At 47.3% G+C, this 22,084-nt stretch carries 17 protein-coding genes; 5 read left to right on the top strand and 12 right to left on the bottom strand.

What is annotated here, in order from left to right; genetic code table 11:
• Nucleotides 1-116 precede the first annotated feature (116 nt).
• Nucleotides 117-635: a cupin domain-containing protein gene (locus MHB43_RS31170; protein WP_405131027.1), complete on the top strand. Its 519-nt coding sequence runs from the start codon at nt 117-119 to the stop codon at nt 633-635.
• A gap of 277 nt (nt 636-912) precedes the next feature.
• Here the strand turns inward: MHB43_RS31170 and MHB43_RS31175 are convergent, their stop codons facing one another.
• The 8 genes from MHB43_RS31175 to MHB43_RS31210 all read right to left on the bottom strand — a co-directional run bounded on the left by MHB43_RS31175 (nt 913) and on the right by MHB43_RS31210 (nt 12,877).
• A complete protein-coding gene (locus MHB43_RS31175; RefSeq protein WP_405131028.1) occupies nt 913-1,992 on the bottom strand; it encodes a DUF1835 domain-containing protein in 1,080 nt (359 codons plus the stop codon).
• A 67-nt stretch (nt 1,993-2,059) separates the two neighbouring features.
• Nucleotides 2,060-2,719, bottom strand: coding sequence for a TVP38/TMEM64 family protein (locus tag MHB43_RS31180; protein ID WP_074092721.1), 660 nt, complete (start codon nt 2,717-2,719; stop codon nt 2,060-2,062).
• Between the two features lie 268 nt (nt 2,720-2,987).
• Nucleotides 2,988-3,389, bottom strand: coding sequence for an HNH endonuclease (locus tag MHB43_RS31185; protein WP_047841083.1), 402 nt, complete (start codon nt 3,387-3,389; stop codon nt 2,988-2,990).
• 1,628 nt (nt 3,390-5,017) lie between these two features.
• On the bottom strand, nt 5,018-6,193 hold the full coding sequence (locus MHB43_RS31190; RefSeq protein ID WP_339306157.1) for an acyltransferase: 1,176 nt from the start codon (nt 6,191-6,193) through the stop codon (nt 5,018-5,020).
• Nucleotides 6,194-6,475: 282 nt separating this feature from the next.
• Entirely contained in the window at nt 6,476-7,822 is a 1,347-nt protein-coding gene (locus MHB43_RS31195) for a deoxyribodipyrimidine photo-lyase (protein WP_339306161.1), read from the bottom strand.
• A gap of 27 nt (nt 7,823-7,849) precedes the next feature.
• On the bottom strand, nt 7,850-9,013 hold the full coding sequence (locus MHB43_RS31200) for a response regulator (RefSeq protein WP_339306164.1): 1,164 nt from the start codon (nt 9,011-9,013) through the stop codon (nt 7,850-7,852).
• Between the two features lie 99 nt (nt 9,014-9,112).
• Nucleotides 9,113-12,208 carry an ATP-binding protein gene (locus MHB43_RS31205; RefSeq protein WP_405131029.1) on the bottom strand — a complete coding sequence of 1,032 codons (3,096 nt, stop codon included), beginning with the start codon at nt 12,206-12,208 and terminating at the stop codon, nt 9,113-9,115.
• A 240-nt stretch (nt 12,209-12,448) separates the two neighbouring features.
• Nucleotides 12,449-12,877 carry an SRPBCC domain-containing protein gene (locus MHB43_RS31210; protein WP_405131030.1) on the bottom strand — a complete coding sequence of 143 codons (429 nt, stop codon included), beginning with the start codon at nt 12,875-12,877 and terminating at the stop codon, nt 12,449-12,451.
• A 227-nt stretch (nt 12,878-13,104) separates the two neighbouring features.
• On the opposite strand from MHB43_RS31210, the gene MHB43_RS31215 reads away from it, so the two are divergent.
• On the top strand, nt 13,105-13,872 hold the full coding sequence (locus MHB43_RS31215) for a bifunctional 2-polyprenyl-6-hydroxyphenol methylase/3-demethylubiquinol 3-O-methyltransferase UbiG (RefSeq protein ID WP_221819924.1): 768 nt from the start codon (nt 13,105-13,107) through the stop codon (nt 13,870-13,872).
• Between the two features lie 265 nt (nt 13,873-14,137).
• Here MHB43_RS31215 and MHB43_RS31220 read toward each other — a convergent pair whose 3' ends face one another.
• Together MHB43_RS31220 and MHB43_RS31225 are read right to left on the bottom strand one after the other, a co-directional pair.
• Complete coding sequence (locus MHB43_RS31220; protein ID WP_339306168.1) at nt 14,138-15,172, bottom strand: NADH:flavin oxidoreductase/NADH oxidase; 1,035 nt, start codon at nt 15,170-15,172, stop codon at nt 14,138-14,140.
• Nucleotides 15,173-15,220: 48 nt separating this feature from the next.
• The gene (locus tag MHB43_RS31225) at nt 15,221-15,412 is read right to left on the bottom strand and encodes a 2-hydroxymuconate tautomerase family protein (protein ID WP_017691642.1); all 192 of its coding nucleotides are present in this window, start codon (nt 15,410-15,412) and stop codon (nt 15,221-15,223) included.
• A 486-nt stretch (nt 15,413-15,898) separates the two neighbouring features.
• Between MHB43_RS31225 and pepT the strand changes: the two genes are divergently transcribed.
• Nucleotides 15,899-17,137: a peptidase T gene (pepT, locus tag MHB43_RS31230; protein WP_405131031.1), complete on the top strand. Its 1,239-nt coding sequence runs from the start codon at nt 15,899-15,901 to the stop codon at nt 17,135-17,137.
• Nucleotides 17,138-17,273: 136 nt separating this feature from the next.
• Here pepT and MHB43_RS31235 read toward each other — a convergent pair whose 3' ends face one another.
• Nucleotides 17,274-17,966: a cyclic nucleotide-binding domain-containing protein gene (locus tag MHB43_RS31235; RefSeq protein ID WP_339180517.1), complete on the bottom strand. Its 693-nt coding sequence runs from the start codon at nt 17,964-17,966 to the stop codon at nt 17,274-17,276.
• 666 nt (nt 17,967-18,632) lie between these two features.
• Between MHB43_RS31235 and MHB43_RS31240 the strand changes: the two genes are divergently transcribed.
• Nucleotides 18,633-19,091, top strand: a complete 459-nt coding sequence (locus MHB43_RS31240; protein WP_260632679.1) for a methyl-accepting chemotaxis protein — start codon at nt 18,633-18,635, stop codon at nt 19,089-19,091.
• 147 nt (nt 19,092-19,238) lie between these two features.
• Here MHB43_RS31240 and MHB43_RS31245 read toward each other — a convergent pair whose 3' ends face one another.
• Nucleotides 19,239-20,675, bottom strand: a complete 1,437-nt coding sequence (locus tag MHB43_RS31245; RefSeq protein ID WP_339180522.1) for an alanine/glycine:cation symporter family protein — start codon at nt 20,673-20,675, stop codon at nt 19,239-19,241.
• A gap of 327 nt (nt 20,676-21,002) precedes the next feature.
• Between MHB43_RS31245 and MHB43_RS31250 the strand changes: the two genes are divergently transcribed.
• Nucleotides 21,003-21,932, top strand: a complete 930-nt coding sequence (locus MHB43_RS31250) for a response regulator (RefSeq protein WP_339180525.1) — start codon at nt 21,003-21,005, stop codon at nt 21,930-21,932.
• The last annotated feature ends 152 nt before the right edge of the window (nt 21,933-22,084 follow it).

The raw sequence follows: 22,084 nt of genomic DNA on the forward strand, positions 1-22,084 counted from the left end.
TTGAAGAGAGTTTATGTACTGAGTATAACCTTAAAATGATACATTTTGTATCATTTTACAATTGTTTTTTGTTCGTCCTTGAGGTTATCGGGTAATTTATAGTGAGGTGATGTGAGATGAATGAACGGAATAAGGACATAGAGACGTTATTCCTTCAGGATGACGGTGTAATTCCCAATCATCCGACCCTGCCTGTGCTTTTGTATAAAAACGTATGGGCTGAAGAGGCTCTTCATGCAGAATCGTTGCTGAACCGTAATGGATGGGGAAATAGCTGGTTGAATGGTGTGTTCAATTATCATCATTATCATAGTAATGCTCATGAGGCACTTGCTGTGGTGAGTGGATTCGTGAAACTGATTTTAGGCGGAGAAAATGGTCAGAAAGTTTACCTTCAAACTGGTGACGTTGTCGTGCTTCCTGCTGGAACAGGGCATAAACGCCTGGAGTTCAGCAGTGATTTTCGTATTGCCGGTGCTTATCCGGGCGGCATGAGTTACAACACACGCACAGGTGAGGAAGGCGAGCTGCAGAAGGCTCTTCAGGAAATACGTGAGGTTCCGATCCCGGATACTGATCCGGTCTATGGACAGCAGGGACCGTTACTAGAAATCTGGAATGGGAAGAAATCTTAATACAATGATGATCATAAAGACGAATGTTATTGGACAATGCACAAGTAAAGCTGGTTCAGTACTTAATGAGAAACAAATAGACTGTTCCCCGGACATGTAGGAGTTACTCACCGATGGAACAGTCTATTTAAGTGTTAAATCTGAACAGCTGGTAACGGAGACACTTCGTGATCATCTTCCTGTATGCGCAAGGAACTGCTCAAATCTTCCGTCTTATTTCAAACTTTGTGATCTCATCACTTGTTTTTCTATCCGTGCGTTTCAGCCTTAGTCCCTTTCAGCGCTCGGCAAGCCGAATACTGTAATACCTCATTGCAAGTGGCTTTCCATCCATTTCAAGTTGGCCTTGCAGCACCAGTTGTCGTAGACGGTACTCCACGAACGCATCACTTATATGCTGGCTACTTGTACCAATCACTTCACCCACAATACGAGCTGCTCGGATATACTTGCCTGGCTCCCAGTTCGGTGTCAGTTCCTTCACCTTCTGCATAATGTACTCGTCCAACGCATCTTCAGTTAAGCTCCGAATCACGCCATTCTCCATCATACGTAATAGCCCAGGCTGTACCGAAAGTTCCAGCCAATCCTGCTCCAGTTGGCGGCGCTCTTGCTTGGACAATGGCTCTTGCTCAGAGCAAACGTGCCACATCGCCAGAAGCTTTTCCGGAAGAATCTCGCCTGTGTGGAGCACATCGTATTGAACGTCAGGTCTATCAAATAATTGCTTATATAAGCCACTCGTTTCGATAAGATATATGGGGCTCTCGCTGTTCCGCAATAGATACATGGCGTAAAGCAGTCCCGTCTTCTCCCGTGCATTATTCGCATACCAGATAATGATCGACGTCTTGGAATCAAAGGACTGTATTGTGGCTTCGAGATCAAATAATGATTCCAGTTCATGCATGCCATATGCCTCACGGTCATTGAGACACATTCGTTCGGTCAGCCAGAGATGCCTGCGTTGCAAGTCTGCACGCCGGGTGAGATCACCTAATGGCCCTACCGCATAATTATCATCTATAGAGAAATAACTCCGTTTTTCCTGATCAGGTAATGTACTCATTCCCATTTTCAGACTACTCAGAGGTGATTCTCCAAACGTAATATGAATTTCATTTGGCTTGTCAACCTCGGCGAGAGCTTGTTGTTCCAGACGACCCAGATCAAATGGGGTATCCATATTCCGAAACAGTGACTGTACCGCTTCCGCAAAATCCACCTTTTCGCCTTGCTCTTCCTGCCGCTTGACCACATGTCCTGACTTCATATAGAGCACACGCAGTACTGAACGAAGTTCATCTTCACTCATACGATTTATCGTTCGGCTGAATGCATAGATATTATCATTCATGCTAGGTCCTCCTTCGAGCTAACGAGATAACTGACATCCCATATCTGCATACTGATCATTCTTTTATTTATGAAGAAATCGATTTGCCAGTTGGTTGATTCAGATCATGTAGATCTTCACCATCTGACGATGACCGGGTAAAGTGTCGCTCCAGTTTGCGGCTTGCCCACAGGGATACCGCAATAAACAGCAATACGCCTACCCAGCGTATAGGGTGCTCCAGAAATTGTTCCACATTGGAACCGATATACGTAACCGAGAAGATCATGATCGCTTTACCACAACCCACCGCAAGCAGGAAGGATAACAATCGCATTCGCGCGATACCTGCCGCCACGTTAATAATGACAAACGGACCTACCGGGAAGATACTCAGCAGAAAAACATAACTGAATGCATTCCTTCGAATCCATACCATGCTGCGTTGCACACGAGGTTTGCGTGCCCATCGCTCTACAAAAGCGGATTTCCCAATCTCCCGTACGATCAGGAATGTAACGGTACAACCGAGCACCATGCCGATCCATGAATATATAAATCCTGCCCACAGACCATATACCGCACCGTTTACGCCCACAATCAACAGCGTTGGAAGCGGCGGTACAAATGATTTCATAAACGTAAGCAAAATTCCCGGTAACGGGCCCAGGGAGCGAAACTTCTCCAACCAGAAACGAATATTTTCTTCCGTAATATATGACATAATGTCTAATGCTGCCGGGGTCATCTGCATCCATCCAATCTATACAGTCTAGGTTCTCAGGTTTGATGTTCACTATACATTTCATCATTCTTATGGATGATGAAGCTTCTTTAGCAACTCCCTCCCAGTATAACGTACATCTTCGATGAACACCGTTGTCAATTTGAAGAAATTATTGCACAGCAAACTCATTTCCCACCCCAATCAAAATTAAATCAAAAAAGCACACCTCGACCTCTGTGGTCTTGGTGTGCTCTTTATATCAAAACCCCGATTTCATCTTCGGGGGCATTTATCCTTCTTCCAGCTGCGCTTCCTGCATGGCCAGTTCAATCAATTCTGCCTGATGGGCAGCATTCCATTCGGGAATACCGGAACGCATGAACTCTTCGGCATCCATCGCTGCTTTGGACTGGTTGCACAGATTACAGGCGCAGACACAGTTGAGCGGAGTGGTATGTCCACCTTTGGCACGCGGCAGCAGATGGTCAATCGTATCTCCATACGATCCACAGAAGTAACAGGTGTAGTGATCCCGAGTCAGAATATACCGCTTGAAATCCTTGTTGCTGAACAATCGGCGAATCGTGTACCGATTGACCACCACAGCGGCTTTTTCCTTGACCAGCGTGACCGCAAGCTCCATGTCCACTTCCTGATGCCAACGTCTGCCCTTGTCGGTCTTACCCCTCATCCGTACCATGCCTTGCCGATTGGTCCGGAGCGAAGCCGGATCTTCCGGGTCGATGGCTACCGGGGCCGACGGGGTCTGGCGGCGGGGACGGCCATCCGTGCCAGCCCCGTGGCTTCGGCTGGCATGCGCGGGTCGCTGCCCAGATACACCGCGGGCAGCGTCTTCGCCGTTCGCCTTGGGCGCACGCTCCTTGCGCGCCTGGCGCGGCTTGGACCCTGGCGAGCCAGGCTGGCGCCCGGTGGCGGCAGGCTGTGCCTCCGCCGCCGCAGCAGCCCCCGGCGCTTGCCCGGGCTCGCGCCCGGTGGCGGCAGGCTGTGCCTCAGCCGCCGTAGGCGCAGCGACCGTGGTGGCATCGCCACGGTCGCTCAGTGCCGGCGCATGGGCCTCAGCAGCTACGCTGCGGGCCTGCCCTGCGCCGGGCGCGAGCGCGGCAGCACGCTTGCGGCGCCGCTTGCGCTTGCGTTTGGCTGCGGTCGGTTGATCCGCAGCCATGGGCTCTGCTGCCGGGCCTTGCGGCTCAGCCGGCAGCAGAGCTTGGTGGGCCGCCGCAGCTTGCTCGGCGGCCCGCACTGCAGCGGCAGCTCGCGCGCTTGCCCGCTGTGCAGTGCCTTTCTCATTCGCAGCAGCATGCCCCTGCGAATGCCCTTCTTCCCCACGCCAGTGCTCGCCTGGCTGCGGCTCAACCAAGACCTCACCTGCCAAACCATCCTGCTCCAGACTTGTCTCTCTCAGCTCATTGCCCGTTATGCTCTCTGATCGCTTGCTCTTCCTCCGTCTTCTCCTCTTCTTCCGAATACCCGAAGAAGAGGGGGAGGAAGTCACCAAGTCAGCATGTTCATCGTCATTCGAAGATGAAGATTCTACTGAAGGTTGAGACACCAGAATTCTGTCAGACTCAGACACCGTAGCAGATCCCTGCTCCATACCATGGGAGGTACGACCTGCCTCATTTCTCACTGAGGCAGACGGACTGTCAGTAACCTCACGGGTCTCCAAGCCATCACGTTGATGCTCGATCCGTTCATTCGTTCGTCCGCTCACGCTTGAACCTGACTCGTGGTCAGCCTGTCCACCGAGCTGGCGACAGCTGCGGCAGGCTCCCCGCCTGGCTCCGGGACCTGCCCGCTTTCCGGTTCTGCGCCGGAATTCGGACATTGGCCGCTGTTGTCCGCAATACATACACGTTTTGCTCAGTCGCGCTTCTTGTTCCGTCTTTCCTTGCCGGAAAGGGGCTGGACCCGTCTCCATGTTGTCACCTCGGTTCCGTATGAATCCGGTTTCTTTCTATTGTATCACATCTGCTTGTGAACACCCTCATGGCCATAGGCCTGATAATCTTTCGAGTTGTACTCCTGTGTCTGTTCACTGCATTCGTGAAGAATGTGTTCCACATATTCCAATATATCCTGCATCGGTCTCCCGCATTTTTCGCATGTTGTCATTATATTCACCTTAATCCTGTTATCCATAATGTATTATCGTTCCGCCTTATGATTACCCCTTATACATGAAAAAGAAACACTCGTTCCCCACATCCAGCATATCTATATAGACGAAAAAACCGCTCCCCGCTCTCCCCTAAGGTCGACCAAGAAACGGTTTATTATTCCTCTAATTGGAAATGTATCTTAACGTACGTCCAATTGTCCCGAGTTCTGTTGTGGCGCGAGACGTGGTTTCGGTTTTGGCAGATTGCCAAAGATCACCCATGCATATGGAACAAACCTTGCCGTCAATCCAACGACAATCCACGAAGCGATCAGAGCTACACCGAATCCTCCGGCATACCACAGATGCACTAACCAGGAAACACCTGTTTGCGGTGGAAATTCACGATACACCAGCAGGAAGAAGGGATGGATCAGGTAGATCCCGAACGACAGAGCTCCAAGCCGGTTTAGCGGCTTCACGATCAGTGATGGTCCTTTGCGATAGAGCAGATAAGCGACCTGGATAAGTACCAGCGCACAAGCAAAGGTATGCACATTCCAGAAGAATTCATACCACAGTGTGTTATACGTTGCGATCTTCAGACGCAGCAGGTAATAGATATACACATGGCCAAGTCCGGCAATGATCCATACCGCCCAGAGCAGAATCCATGAAGCTACGCGTCCTTTGGTGGCATTGGCCCGACTGATGACAAACCATTGCTTGATTTTAGGGAAATACACCCCGATAAAAGCACCCAGCATGAAATAGGAGAAGTACGAGAACGCCCAGCTTCCCTTGTTGGGTACCTGGAATCCATATTTATTACTTACGATGAATGCCCATTGAATCAATAGTCCAATCGGAACAGACCATTTCACCACAGAAGGATATTTCTTAAGCAACCATAACACCAATGGGAATAATAGATAAAATTGCATGTTAATAAACACAAAGTACAGATGTGTATAGGCCTTGCCCGTAAACAATTTCGTGATAAAACTTACTGCCGATTCGCCGAAAGGTCGGCCCTGATAATGCGTGAAATGCAGCAACACAAAATACATTAATGAGAACAGGAAATACGGAAGCAAAATATACACAAATCTTTTCTTGTAGAAGTTACTCACGAGTTTCTTATCCAACGGACGAGAATAATAGTTATAGAACAGTACAAAACTGCTCATAAAAATAAAGGTTGGCGTACCATATTTCATAAAGATATTAATAAAGTTGTACAGCCAGTAGTAGCCTGAACCCGTCATGTCCACCGTCGCATAGGACGTGGAATGCACGCACAGTACGCCGATAATTGCCATGGCACGCACCAGATTCAGTTCTGGAATTCGCTCTCTTTTCAGTGTTTCACTCATGTTTACGTTTCTCCTTAATGTGTTCGTCAATATGTCAGATATGACTTAATACAATAAAGCTCTCTATCTATTAAAAGCCATAATGCTTAAGATGGATAGTCCATTTTCTTAACAATTCCTAAATTTTCAACACATTTCACACTATTTTCATGTCTATATATGTAAAAAAGACCGCGAGTATGCGGTCTGTGGAACATCCTGCTCTCAACCAAATGAATATTGGATCAAACGGATGAGAATGGTAAATTTGGGTTTGGGCATGCATCCCGCCCCTGACTCAGTCTACTTCGAACGACTCGCCAGAATCTGTTTATACACGTCAATAGCTACCTGTCTCGATACCTTCAGATCAACGATGGCATCCTTGCGCGGCTGATGGATGTCCTTGCTATGCAGATCCTTCAATTCAGGCAACCACTTGCGAATATAATCACCTTGCGGATCATATTTCTCGGATTGCGTTACTGGATTGTTCACCCGAAAATACGGAGCCGCATTCTCACCAAGCGAAGCACACCATAACCAGTTACCACGGTTTTGAATGTTATCATAATCACTCAGCTTGCGCCTGAAATAGGCTTCACCCAAGGTGAACGGGCATTGCAGGTTTTTGGTGAGAAACATCGCCGTGAGAATTCGCAGCCGATTGGGCATATGTCCGGTTTCATTCAGTTCCGTCATCGCTGCATCAATAATCGGAATGCCTGTCTCCGCCTTGCACCACCGTTCAAAGTGATTATCATGGAGAGTCGAGAGATCGTACACCTTTTCATATGTAAAATAGTGACTCTCATAGACCGCTCGATACAGATAGAAGTCGCGGAAGCACAACTGCCTGATCCATTCCCCCGCTTCTGCGGTGCGACTCGCCGCATCATACATCTTGCGAATGGATACGGCCCCCACAGCCACGTAAGAACTGAGATGACTCGGCTCGTAAGCCTCATATTCATCCCGATGATCACCGTATTCAGCAATTCGATCCGATAAAAATTGATCCAACAGCAGATGAGGGTCCTCGTCATTCGAACCACTGCCCTCCAGCAACTCTGGAGGTACCTGCATTACATCCGGCCATTCAATCTGACGATCACTCACCTTCAACGCTGCAACCGTTGTTGCCGAAGGAGGGTTGGGATGTTCATTCATGAATTCCACCCACCGCCGATGGAAAGCCGCAAATACCTTATATGGCTCCGACTTGCCTGTAAAGTTGGCAAATCCATTCAGATCCATCAGCAGATGATCCGTCAGTTGTGTGAACGAAACCTCGTGCGCCTCACTGACTATGCGTATGGCCCTATCCCGCTCGATTGCATATGGCGTCATGTCCCGATGGACCACAATCTCGTCAATCTCACCTTTGAATTCGTTCAGAATGAAATCTACCACTTCAGCCGGTTTGCCGTAAGCAACATGCAGTTTTCGTTTGGCTTCAAGATACTGTCTGCCTAATTCCGCCGCATGCCGCCTGAAATTCACACCGCTGTGTTCCTTCTCTCGGCCTCGCCGCAGGAGGAAAGGATCATAGATGAGAACATGCACACTCTCTTCTTGGTGTTCCCGCAAATAATCGAATGCGGCCAGATCATCCGTACGCAAGTCTTTGCGGTGTATGAATAGCTTCATGTCTCACCCTCCTGTCTGAACTTACGTTTATTGCTCCGTCAGGTCCTGATACAACCTGCTTGTTTCGGGCTCGGGCTGATACCCCAGATCCTCATTTAATGTCAATGTAAATGAATGATATAAACGAAGTATGCCTTGCTGATCATCCATGGACGCATACACTTCCATCATGAGTCGACAGATCTCTTCCGAATAAGGCTCCCGTTCCTGCAATATCGTTAATTGCTCAATCGCTACCTTGCCACGACCATGCTCCATGTCCCATCTCGCGATATCCATAACCAGCGCTGTATACTTGCGTCTGAGTTCCCTTGCTTTGGCCTGTGCCCAATGATAATCATGCTCTTCCAGATAATCGCCACGATAAAGCGGAATCATATGCCTCAAGTCTTCAACACTGTCTGATGTGATGACGTTGTAGACCATGGCTTTTTCAAATTGATCCACATCACTTACCAGATTGCCAGATAACAGACGATAACGGTTCATATTGTACTCCAGCTTACCTGTCATGTTCCATTCCTTAAGCAGCTTTCGAATCTGGTACACGGAAGTATGTAGATGGGTTAATCCCTTTTCCTGGGAAACATCACCCCATAGCTTATCCAGCAGAATCTCCTTGCTTACCCATTCTTCCCTGTGATGAAACAAAAAAGCAAACAATTCCTGTGATTTGGTTGTGCGCCACTTATGTTTCTTGGCACCCTGATCCAAGCTTCTGTAGATATCCAGATGTTTGAACGTAAGCAGCCCCGGAACTTCAGTATCCAACTCCACAGATACAGGTTCCGATTGCTGTACCTCGGTGGTGGCTGCAACTTGGGAAGTATGCAACATTATGCCCGCAATTCGATCAATGGTTTTGGCCAATCGGGCGGAGCTTACCGGTTTCAGTACATAATCCAGAGCATGCAGCTCAAATGCTTCCACTGCATGGTCCGCATAAGCCGTAACAAAGATGATACGAATACTCTGATCCAATTGCTGTATATATTCAGCCGCTTCCAGGCCATTCATCTCCGGCATTCCAATGTCCAAAAATACAACATCTACACGTTCCTTTGCCAGAAAATGCAGACCATCACGAGCTGTTGAAAAACATTGCACGGGTGTAATTCGTCCGTCCGTTCGTAGTAGTCGCTCCAGATGAAGCTGCGCTGGCTTCTCATCATCGATCACAATGGCTCTCACCGTTCTTTCAGCCTCCTGCCATGAAAGATTCAATAGGAATACCGATTTTATCAGCACCCGCTTATTAATCTGTTAACCATAATTGCTTCACTCTGCACATTAATTGGAATAATCCACCTTTTGCACAGGGATACGGAATCGGATCTGCGTGCCTTTACCCACATGGCTATGAATCTCCAGTCCCTGACCATATAGAGACATCAGGCGACGGTTTATATTTTGCAGCCCGACACCTCCCGGACCTTCGGTGCGCCCAGACTTGACCTGAGCCATACGCTCAGGAGGGATACCAACACCATCATCCTGGACCTGTACAACTACATGCTCACTCTCTTGGAAAATCCTAAGATGAACTGTCCCACCAGCTGCCCGCTCCATCACGCCGTGGCGAATGGCATTCTCCACAAGTGGCTGAATACTGAGAGGTGGCAGATAGAGCTGTATGTCTGGTTCCACCTCATACTCGACCACGAGTCTTTCCTCAAATCTGGCCTGTTCCAGATGCACGTAAGACTCCACCAATTCCAACTCTTTGGTCAAAGGAACAAGCTGCTCCCTGTTCTGGAAGTCAAAACTTCCGCGCAGGTAATGACTCAATTCAATCAGCAGATCGGTTGCTTTGTCCGGATTCACTGCACAGGTCGCGATAATAACATTGAGTGCATTATATAGAAAGTGCGGCTTGATCTGGGCCTGCAAAAAGGCCATTTCGGTCCGAATAGCCTCCTGCACAGAACTCCGCATCTCAATTAACGTCCGAACCCGGGCACGCAATTCACCAGCATCCACCGGTTTGCTCAGGAAGTCATTGGCTCCCGCCTGGAATCCGTGTTTGATATCCTCAGGCAACCCGCGGGCGGTCAGCATCAGAATCGGTAACTCCGACAAGGAACTCTGCTCGCGCAATTTGCGACATAACTCAAGCCCGGACATCTTAGGCATCATCCAGTCCGTAATAACAAGATCAATGGACGGGAACTCCTCACGGAGTTTCAATGCAGTGGACCCGCTGTCCGCTGCAATCACGCGATATCGTTCTGTCGACAATAGGTTAAGCAATACCTGTCGATTCACGGGGTCATCGTCTACAATCAGAATCGTATGCTCCGCTTCCGGAAGATCATCCGGCTCATCTGACTCTCTTGTCACAAGCTCCTTCGCCCCTGCCCCCTGTGCAGCAACATATCGGGCGGCAACTGGTTTCGAATGAGATTGCAACATAGGCAACTTCATAACAGGCAGGGTGAAATGAAAGGTCGAACCTTGCCCCGGCGCCGATTCAACCCAGATCTCACCACCGCCAAGCTCAACGAGTTTTCGCGTAATACTCAGACCCAGTCCGGTTCCATTGCTCAATCGCTCGATCGTGCCGTTACTCTGCTCATACGCCTGGAAGATATCCTCCTGTTTGTCCAAGGCAATGCCTACCCCTGTATCCGCGACCGATACCTTCACCCAATCCCCCTCCACACTGGCGTACAATCGAATCTCACCCTGCTCAGTGTACTTATAGGCGTTACCCAGCAAGTTATACAGAACTTGCCTTAGGCGATCTTCATCTGCCTCAACAAGCGGCAACGACTGGGGCCATTGTTGAATCAATATAACCGGCTTGTCCTCAAACGTGAAACCCGAGACTTCAACCACAGTACGAGCAACGGATTCCAGATCGACAGCTACCCGTTTTAACTCGATCTCACTATTTTTTAATTTGGAAAAATCCAAAATATCGTTAACCAGCAGTGAAAGGCGCTTGCCGGTTGAAGTAATCATGGAGAGATTTTTGGCTTGCTTGGGCGTGACTGCTCCGGCCGCCCCTTCCAGCATGGATTGCGCAATATTAATGATGCCATGGAGGGGCGTTCGCAGCTCATGAGACGTGTTCGCCATGAACTCGTCCTTCAGGCTGTCGATGGCAAGCAAACGCTCTGACAGGGCTTCCACGTCTCGGAATGATTGTGCAAAGCGGATTGCGGTCACTATCATCTGGGCAAATACAAATAATAAAAGTTCAATCAGCGCAAAGAACGCTGTGTCTAGGGTAGTGAACGCACCAAGCGTATACAACACAACAACCATGAGTATGCTCATCATACTCACCAGTGCAAAGTGGCTGTCATTCGGCCGGCCTTTCAACCAATAGAACATGGCTCGCAGCGTATACAACATGACAACAAGCGAGATCAGCAACATGGGAAGCTCAAGAGACGAGAACAGTGTCGGAGGAAGCGTAAGACCCACAATAGTCTGGGTAACGATTAGCACTACAGCCAGACGAACAAACCACTGATGAACTGCTCCTGGCACACGGGCATCCATATACCGAAGCAAAAAGTAATAGGCAGCGGCTGAACTAAGGAGCTGAATCCGAAGTATCTCATTATTGGTCAGGAACGGTACAAACGTACCCAGTAACTTCTCCCCATGTGTCAGGGCGTATAGCGCACCAGAAAGGCTGAATAATCCGAGAAAATGAAGCTCCTTCTCCGTACGTCGTAATCTGAACAGAAGTAGAAAAAAGGCGGCTGGCAAGATAAAACCGAATAAGGCCATCAGATCCTTGAGCCAACCTTGTTGCTGACTTTTCAGAATACTATGCTCGTCTCCAAACAAAATAGGCGCTACAATGCCCCCAGACGAGTAACTATAATTTGATACCTGAATGATAATGTCAGCCGTACTGCCCTCAATGGACGTGAATCCTGTAAAGGGCAGATTTAATTGTATATCTGTTGCCTTGGTCTTTCCTGGCAGGCCTTTGCCACCAATCTCTTTACCATCGATAAATACCCGGTGGGCCATGCGTATATTCTGCGTGCGTATACCATAATCGTTTTTCATCGTCCGGGGTGTAAGCTGAACTTGCAAATGATAGGTTCCATACCCATGCGCCTGCCCCAAAGATTTGTTCCATCGGGCAGGAACTTGAGTGCCAGACGAAGCCGGCAAAGGCTTGCGACCGGATACATTTGCTTCAATATCTGCCGGACTCAGCAACTGCCCAGGGTAGAAATCCCAGACACCCTTTAGAGACGCTGCACCCTTGCGATCAAAGTCCCAATGGGTCAGGTCAATTCTTCCATCTGCAGCCTGGGGGTTACTCCGCTCACTAATTAACGTCTGAGCGATCCAACCCAGCGGAACAATGACAATGCATATGAAACTTATGGTCAGCATAATCCAGTGTTTTCTCATCTATGTATTCCTTCCATTCACAATGGCGAGAGACGTCTAATTTTGTCGATTTATCACTATAATTCATGTTACACGTTTCTGCTGCTCACGGAAATAGTTTCCGTATCAAAATCGGCCAACTTCCTTATAATTTTAAGGATCTCTATCTGTTTTCGCCAGCTCTTGGTACACCAAGAAACCCCAGGCCGAATTTCACCGGAATGAACGGGCGAAATGACCTGGGGGTGATTGAATGAAGATTTATTTAACAACTTGGGCAAGCTTCTGAACGATTCCGGCCCATCCCTGTTCCATACGTTCGCGTACGATAGCGTGGGCCTGTCCAAACTCGGTCAGTTTATCCGCATCCCAACCGCTGTGAATCAGCGTGAAATCCGTACCTTCGGGCTGTTCATTCAGTTGGAACGTCAACGTCCAGTCCTTACCCCAGCGGAAGGACAGCTTGTGCAGCGGATGAACTTCCGTCACCTGACATGGTGATTGGCCGAAGGGGCCTGCTTCCAATATAAACTCGTGACCTCCCACGGGTTCCAGATTGCCTGGCATGAACCAGGTTTTCAGTCCCTGCTCGGTCGAGACCTTTTCCCACACCTTATCTACAGGTGCATGGAGTACCAGTTCCTGCCGGATATCTGGCAGTGCACTTGATGAACTTGATGATGAATCCATTCGAATCACCTCCTTATACATTTCATTTCGTATGACTACCCGAATAGAAGTTGACCTCCGCTTTATCCCCACCCTATAATTGGAACATATTCCATAAAAGGTGCGTGAATCCTATGATAGTCTGCTCTGAAAAATCCATTTCCAACCGTTGCCGGAAGGGATAATCTTAACGAGTTCCCTTTCACGTTTGCAATTCATTATATCAAAATGTGGGGGACACCTATACTATGTCATTCAGTTATTACGGTCCATTATGCACCACCGTTTATGATCTAACAAAACCTGTGGGACACTCCTTGGGAGGAGACATTGAATTCTATCGCCATTATCTTCAGCGCTGCAAAGGACGTATCCTTGAAGCCATGTCGGGATCAGGCCGAGTGCTCATTCCTTTGCTTGAAGCAGGCTTGAAGGTGGATGGAATTGATTATTCAATGGATATGATTGACTCCTGCCGTTCTCGTTGTATGGAGCGGGCATTACCCATGCCTGAGCTGTTCGTTGCCGATCTGGAGAAGCTTGACCTTCCATATCGATACGAGGCAATTATCATTCCCGGAGGTTCTCTGCTCCTCATCCCAGACAGACAGGCGTCGATTAACGTATTACGTAATCTATTTCAGCATTTGGAACCTGGCGGCAAGCTCGTGTTTGATCTGTTTCTGCCCGATGTGACACAACCCTCTTCTGTAGAAACATCAACCGTTTCATTACCCGATGGTGATACGATCACTGTAGAAGTGAAAACCATTGAAGTGAACCTTCTACACCAATATAAGGTAAGTCTGATTCGCTACGAACAATGGCATCAGGGTGCTCTTGTTGCTACGGAGCTGCAACAACTCACCCTACGTTGGTACGGCATAGAAGAGTTACGCCTAATTCTCGAACACATTGGTTTCTCTGACATTAAAGTGTACGCCGACTTTAACCCGGATCAACCACCCACGCAGTCGAATCAAAAATTCGTCTATGAAGCGACTCGAAGAGCGTAGCCATCCGTAATTGGATGGATATGCTTCTCAATATCCAAAATCAGGCCACAGCATGAGGTTTAACCCATGCTGTGGCCTTTTTTTACTATATAAAATTTGCAATAACATTTACACGAAAACGAAGAGGACAGAAATAACTTGAAGAAGCTAAGCTACAAGCTTTCTGCAAGAAAGCTACATCGAAAGCATACACTTCGCCTTTATCCTCAGATCGGAAAGTTATTCTGTCATCGGAGTGGCAAGTGTAAATACAATTTAGAGCAAATTAGTATCCACGAGAATATTGCTCTGCAATCGCAGCTTGATCCTTGCTGACGCCCAGTTCCAGAGCAGCATGGTTTGCCCAGTAAGGGTCACGCAGCATACCTCTGCCAACAGCAACCAGATCCGCATCGCCGTTGCCAATCACCGCCTGAGCCAATGCTGCATCCTCCAGCATACCCACTGCTATTACAGGAACGTTCAGCTCTTCACGGAAGCGACGGGCAAATGGTACCTGATACCCTGGATAGTTCCCTGGTTTCCGCTGACCGGAAGGTCCTTCGCCGCCTGAACTGATATGGAACATGTCCACGCCTGCATCTTGGTACGCACGAGCGATATTGATGGTGTGGTCGATGTCGTATCCACCATCCGCGTATTCTACAGCTGAAATCCGCAAAATCAGCGGCATATCTGCTGGCATTTCTTTTTTCACTGCACGAATGACTTCTACGCCAAAACGGGACAGATCCTGCCCATATACATCCTCACGTTGGTTCATCAGCGGGGAATGGAACTGGTGGATCAGATATCCATGTGCACCGTGCAGTTCAATGGTATCTACTCCAGCCTGTACTGCGCGGCGAACACCGTCTGCAAACTTCTGCACCATGGCTTCTACCTCTTCGGTACTTAACGCGCGTGGTTCCTTGTACTTTTCTCCCGGGAATGTAACTACCGATGGGGCAACCGGCTGCGGAGCATCCTCTGCTTTTCGTCCTGCATGTGCGATCTGAATAGCTACTTTGGAGCCGTAGGCATGGATTCCGTCTACAAGTTTGGTGAAGGCAGGCACATGCTCATCTGACCATATACCCAAGTCATTATCGGTAATACGTCCATCCGGATCTACATCGGTCATCTCGATTACAATCAGTCCTGTTCCTCCAACCGCACGGCTCACATAGTGAACCTGATGCCAATCGTTCGGAATGCCGTCCTTCGCCGTCACGGAATATTGGCACATGGGTGCCATGACGACACGGTTATTTAATTGCAGACTCTTGAATTGGTAAGGGGAAAATAATTGTTCAGTCATTAATGTTACATCTCCTGTTCCATGATCATGATATATATGAAGCCTTACTTATTTGTCTAAGTCCGAAAACAGTTTTCCGTTCTTGCCGTAATTGTCCTTCTCCAAATCCTCAATGAAGATAAAGACTTTGCTCGGATCAACATCCAGTGTCTCACAAGCCACCTGAGTCATACGTTCAATCAACTGACGTTTCTGCTCAACCGACTTGCCTTCCAGTACCTTAACAGTGATAAATGGCATGTCTAGAACTCATCCTTTTTTATCATTTATTATGAACCTCAGTTAAAGAAATACAAGTACGTACATTTTTGTGACCTAGTACCCTTTTTGATACCTAGAAATCCTCATATTTCGGTTCTGCCCCATTCTGGAAATGACTGCAAAACATGATATGATAACCGTAGAGAACCACAATAATTACTATACCCAATTTACATAAGTTGTGACTAACGGTTACACGATAACGGAGAGGGCAGAAATAACCTGTAGAAGCGGAGCTAAAAGCTTTCTGCAAGAAAGTTACTTCGAAAGCATACACTTCGCCTAAAAGTTTTCTGAAAGAAAGCTGCATCGAAAGCATACGCTATCCCATATTTTCACCTTTGTAAAAGTGGATCAAAAAATCTGGGGATAACAGCGATCAGAAGGTTATTCTGGCATCGTAGTGGATCAGTGTAAAATAAGTAGCTCAACTTATATACTACTCAAGCTAGGGAGCGATAATAGATGAAAGATATATTAATTCAAAGACTGAGTACTTATGTTCAGATGGATACCCAATCCGATGAAAATAGCGAGACATGCCCTTCCACACCCGGCCAACTGGCCTTGGGCAAACTGCTCGTTGAAGAATGTAACTCCATTGGTCTGCAAGATGTGACGATGGATGAGAACGGTTATGTCATGGCTACACTGCCATCCAATACCGACAAGGATGTTCCCGTAATTGGTTTCCTGGCTCACCTCGATACAGCGACCGACTTTACTGGCAAAAATGTCAAACCACAGGTTATCGATAACTATGACGGTGCTGACATTGTGCTGAACTCGGAACTGGATGTAGTACTGTCCAACAAGGATTTTCCGGAACTGCACGAGTATAAAGGCCACACCCTGATCACAACCGATGGTACAACATTGCTTGGTGCAGATAATAAAGCAGGCATTGCCGAGATCATGACGGCGATGGCCTATCTGATTGAACACCCGGAAGTGAAACACGGTAAGATTCGGGTTGCTTTTACCCCCGATGAAGAGATTGGCCGTGGACCGCACAAGTTCGATGTAGCTGCTTTTGGAGCCAAATATGCGTATACAGTCGACGGTGGACCACTTGGTGAGCTGGAATACGAGAGCTTTAACGCAGCTGCCGCCAAAATTACCGTACGAGGCACCAATGTGCATCCCGGAACTGCGAAGGATAAGATGGTGAACTCCCTGAAAATTGCGATGGAATTGAATCGACGCCTGCCTGTGGAGGAAGCTCCTGAATTCACGGACGGTTATGATGGGTTCTACCATCTGTTGTCTCTGGAGGGTGACGTTGAGTTGACGAAAATGAGCTACATCATCCGTGATTTCGACCGGGAGAAGTTTGAAGAACGCAAAACAAATCTGCTCCAAATCGCAAACGAACTGAAGACCAAGTATGGAGAGAAAAGCATCACGGTTGAATTGAATGACCAGTACTATAACATGCGCGAGAAAATTGAACCCGTACGCCAGATCGTCGATATTGCCCATGAAGCCATGACCCGACTGGACATCGAACCTGTTATTCGCCCCATCCGGGGAGGAACAGATGGTTCCCAACTATCCTATATGGGCATGCCAACACCAAATATTTTCACTGGTGGTGAGAACTACCACGGCAAATTCGAGTATGTATCGGTAGACAATATGGTGAAGGCAACCCGTGTCATTGTAGAGATCGCTCAATTGTTCGAACAACGCGGAGATATCTAATCCACTTGAAGTGTATAGCAAAAAGAGCACCCCTCGGTATATTCGGGAGGGTGCTCTTTGTTATACCGTATTGTAATTTAATGTGTCGCGTCATGTCGCATAGATATACAGACCTGGTCTTTATTTTAAAATGCCATCACTCATATATATTGCCTCCCGCGATGACACGCAACTGTTCCAGATCACAGATCACTAGCTTTCGCTGCACTTTGAGAATAATATCTCGATTACACAGATCTTGAACGACTCTATTAAGATGTCTATAGCTGGTGCCCAGCATATCTGCCAGTTCGGTGAGCTTGGAGGTCTGGATCTCTTCTGAAGAGGACTCCTCCTGGCCCATGGTGGACAACAGATAGCTGGCAAATCGGCTTTCGACCGGATATAACATATTCAGACTTGACAGGTTGGAAAAGGTGTACAATTTATGCGTAACTTGACTCAACATAAAGTGGAGAAACTTAGGGTTCTCTGCATACGTATTCTGGAGAGCGCGATAGCTGATACCCAGCAGCAGGCTTCTGCTCACAGACTCTACCGTATTCATAGCCTCCTTGCCATTTATCAGTTCCAAATCTCCCACGAGCGCAAGTGGTGTACTGAAACGAAGCAACAGAGACTTCCCGTTAGGCAGGGTGGTATAGATCTTGAGCTTGCCCTGCACGAGAAAATACAATCGCTCCGGTCGCTCACCTTTGGCACATATCATCTCGCCCTTCGCAGCTTCAAGTAGTCGCAACTCAGCAAGTGCAGGCTTGTCCAGCACCTGATCCAACCCATTCTCACGGGCGAGCTGCCGCACAAGTCCAAAGTCCATAATTTCTTTCATTCCGACTTCCCCTCCGTTGTCGTATATAACGCATGCAAAAGGACATATGTCCCATAATTGATATACATTCGTACAAATATCTTGATATAAAAATAGTTACAGCTAACACTTATATCCAGTAAATCATTTCAAATGGGAAATATTTTAAAATTTAATCATAATATGTTCATTCTTTCATGCAAAATGCCGTTCACGAAAGGCCATTACCGTCCGATGAAAGATAGAGCATTCCATAGAGATCGTTAAAAATAATACATTCAAATATTGAAAGGATGGTCCTCTTCCATGAACGTTGTAGATGCCCTGCTTAAAGTAATGCCTTATATCAGCCTGATCCTTAGAGAACCAGCTAGTTTAACTGTATATGATCACGAAAAGGTATTGGAGGTTATTACCACCGACAAGTTTGACCTTGGTTTTGAAAAAGGAATGCCACTCTTGGAATCGTATCAAAACTTTTCCATCTTAAAAAATGGAAGAGAAGCTACTCTCGCTACTCTCTCCAAGGACGTTTATGGTATCGAACTGGATATTTTGAACATTCCGATCTTTGATGATCACCAGAAAGTTGTTGCTGTTTTCTGTGTATCTTACGACCAATCTAACCAGAACCAACTTGAGGATATTATACAAGAAAATCAAACCATCAATGGTAACCTCGTTGATATGGTGCAACATGTCGCTGCTCATGCTGAAGAATTGCAAGCAACCAGTGAGCAGATCTTGCAGAACACAAGACTTGCTGTTCAGAACTCTTCCCAAATCAACAAAGTAGCCGGGTTCATTCGTGAAATCTCTGAGCAAACCAACTTGCTTGGCCTGAATGCCGCTATTGAAGCCGCTCGCGTTGGTGAAGCTGGTGCTGGTTTCGGTGTGGTTGCTTCCGAAGTACGCAAACTCTCTGTGGATGCCAAACAAGCTACAAGTGATATCGATACCAGTCTGAGAGATGTACAACAGGTCATCAAACAGATGGAAGTTGAAGTCTCCCAGATTGCAGCCTCTTCACAGGAACAAGCAACGCTTGTATCCTCCTTTACGGATGTGATTGAGCAGCTTAATGAAACAGGGGAGCGAATGAAAGTTCTGTCCGAACAACTGATCAGTTATTCCGTTAAAAATTAACCAAAACATATCTTTTGATGAACTTTGGCTAGTGCAAGAATACATTTTATATGCAACAAACAGGACTCGGGTTGCCCATGATGGATAATCCAAGTCCTGTTGTTTGTTGTGCCCATTTTATATAACCAACTACGTTCAGATAAAATCTTAATTGGTTACATGTATTGATTTATCTCCTATAACTTCTTCTTCCGACTGCCAGCATTCCACTTCACCCGGAATATGAATGCGGTCCCGCGTAAAGACGGGATCACGACCTTCAGCCTTTTGTTTCTTGTAGTCCTTCAACGCTTCAAAAGTCACCTTGGACAGCATCAGAATAGCAATCAAATTCACAACAACCATGAGCCCCATGAACAAGTCTGCTAAATCCCATACCAGCTGCACTTTGGCTACCGCACCAAACACCACCATCGCGATAACGCAAATGCGGTATACCCACAGCCAAACTTTGTTGGATTTGATAAACTCAATGTTGGTTTCTCCGTAGTAATAATTTCCGATTAGTGTACTGAAAGCAAACAGGAACACCATAACCGCCAGGAATCCTGATGCCCATGGACCAATATGTACACTTAATGCAGCCTGAGTTAATTCAATGCCACCCAGATTGGAGCCTTTGTATACCCCGGATAGCAAAATAATCATGGCTGTGCTTGTACATATCACTAACGTATCTGTCAGCACGCCAAACGCCTGAATAAGTCCCTGTTTCACCGGATGTGTTGCATCCGCCGTTGCAGCAGCATTCGGGGCGCTACCCATTCCCGCCTCATTGGAGAACAATCCGCGTTTCACACCGTTCATCAGTGCAGCACCTAACGTTCCGCCAGCTACCTGTTCGATGCCAAAGGCATTTTTGACAATCAACGCAATCATGGCCGGAAGCTGGGTAATGTTCGCCAGCACCACAAAAGCCGCCACCCCAATGTACAATACGGCCAGTACAACAACGATGTATTCCGATGCTTTTGCAATCCGCTTGACACCGCCCATGATAATTCCTGCAAATATCACAGCCATAATGATACCCACCGTTAACCGATCCGTGCCAAATGAGTTCTCAAATGCAACGGTAATCGTGTTAGACTGCACCGCATTGAAAACCAAACCGAATGAAAGTGTGATGAGAATGGCAAATAAAATCCCCATCCAGCGTTTGCCCAACCCACGTTCCATATAATATGCCGGACCCCCGCGGAATCCGCCCTTATCCTTCACTTTATAGATCTGAGCCAACGTACTCTCCACAAAACTGGAGGCTGACCCGATAATTGCAATGATCCACATCCAGAATATAGCCCCAGGTCCACCCAGTGCGATCGCCAGTGCAATACCGGTAATATTCCCCGTACCTACACGGGCCGCCATACTAATACAGAACGCCTGAAAAGGTGAAATTTTTCCTGGTACCTTGCTTTTCGGCTCTAGAAGCACCTTCACCATGTCTCCAATCATGCGGAATTGCATGAATCGGGTCTTGGTGGTGAAGTATATACCACATATTACCAATAGTATAATTAACACTTTGGACCATAGAAAATCATTGAAAATGACGACAATATCTTGTATTGTTTGCTCCATCGGTATGCCCCTTTTATGGTGTATTTCAAACACAGAGATGGTCACGTGAAAAGTTTGTACCATTCTGCACAACACTAGCCCCAGACTTCAGGATGTTACTTATACTACAAGGGCATCTACGGAAATCGACAAATACCTACATGCAATTCCTACATTTATTTTAAAAATGGGCTTTATCGCCCAATCATTGTCATTTAACCTGACATATCAGGTTCTATGCAAGAAGGAAAGGAACGATTACACTGGAACGAGAGTTCATGGCGGAGTTAACCCCCTTTACCATAGATTTCTCAATCACACCATTCGCAGAGAAAGGGAATGACTGACATGCGTTATTTTATCGTGGATGATGATCCCGGCGTTCGTTCCATGTTGATGGATATTATTGAGGATGAAGGCCTTGGCGATATTGCCGGGGAAGCTGAGGATGGAGCACATATTCACGCGGAAGTGTTGGAACTGCATAAGGTGGATATCCTGCTGATTGATCTGCTGATGCCACAACGAGACGGGATCCAGACTGTGCGGGCGCTTGAAGGAAGGTTCGAGGGCAAGATCGTCATGATCTCCCAGATCGAGTCGAAAAATATGATCGGAGAAGCCTATTCACTAGGCATTGAATATTATATTACGAAGCCGATTAACCGGTTAGAGATTCTATCTGTTCTGCGGCTGGTGAACGAAAGGCTTCGGATGCAGCAATCCATCGCTGATATTCAGAGGACATTGCAGGGATTGTCCGGTTTGAATTCTATCGAACGTGCTGCGGCTCCTGTTCCGGACAAAACAATTACGACTGCAGGACATTTCCTGCTGTCCGAGATGGGCATGATCGGCGAAGCAGGCAGCAGGGATCTGCTGGACATGCTGGAATATCTGGAGCAGGTAGAGACAGATGAGCATAAGCTGTCCCCCTATACGTTCCCATCCCTCAAAGACATCTTCCAGAATGTAGCGATACGTAAACTGGGAGAAGACGCCTCTCTCGCAGAGGTGAACAAGGAGATCAAGGCATCGGAACAACGTGTTCGAAGAGCCATCTTCCAGACTCTGAGCCATGTGGTTTCTCTGGGATTAACAGATTATACACATCCCAAATTCGAGAACTATGCATCCAAATTTTTCGATTTCACCGAAATTCGCAAGAAAATGCTGGAGCTGCAAAACAATGTGGAGCCTTCCTTGTCCCAGACACGCATTAATACAAAAAAGTTCGTGCAGGTCCTATATTTGGAAGCCAAACGATTGCTGCATTAAACAGATGCATGATGGATACAATGCCAAAACAAACGGGCATGAATATTACGCCGGTAGGATACCGCCTCATCAACTGAGGCTGTCCATACCGGCTATATTCATGCCCGTCTGTACGATCAAGCGTTACAATCTATATGATTTGTTTCGTGTAT

Origin of the sequence: Paenibacillus sp. FSL H8-0317, assembly GCF_045040685.1 — a bacterium.
In the GTDB taxonomy this organism is placed as follows: Bacteria; Bacillota; Bacilli; order Paenibacillales; family Paenibacillaceae; genus Paenibacillus.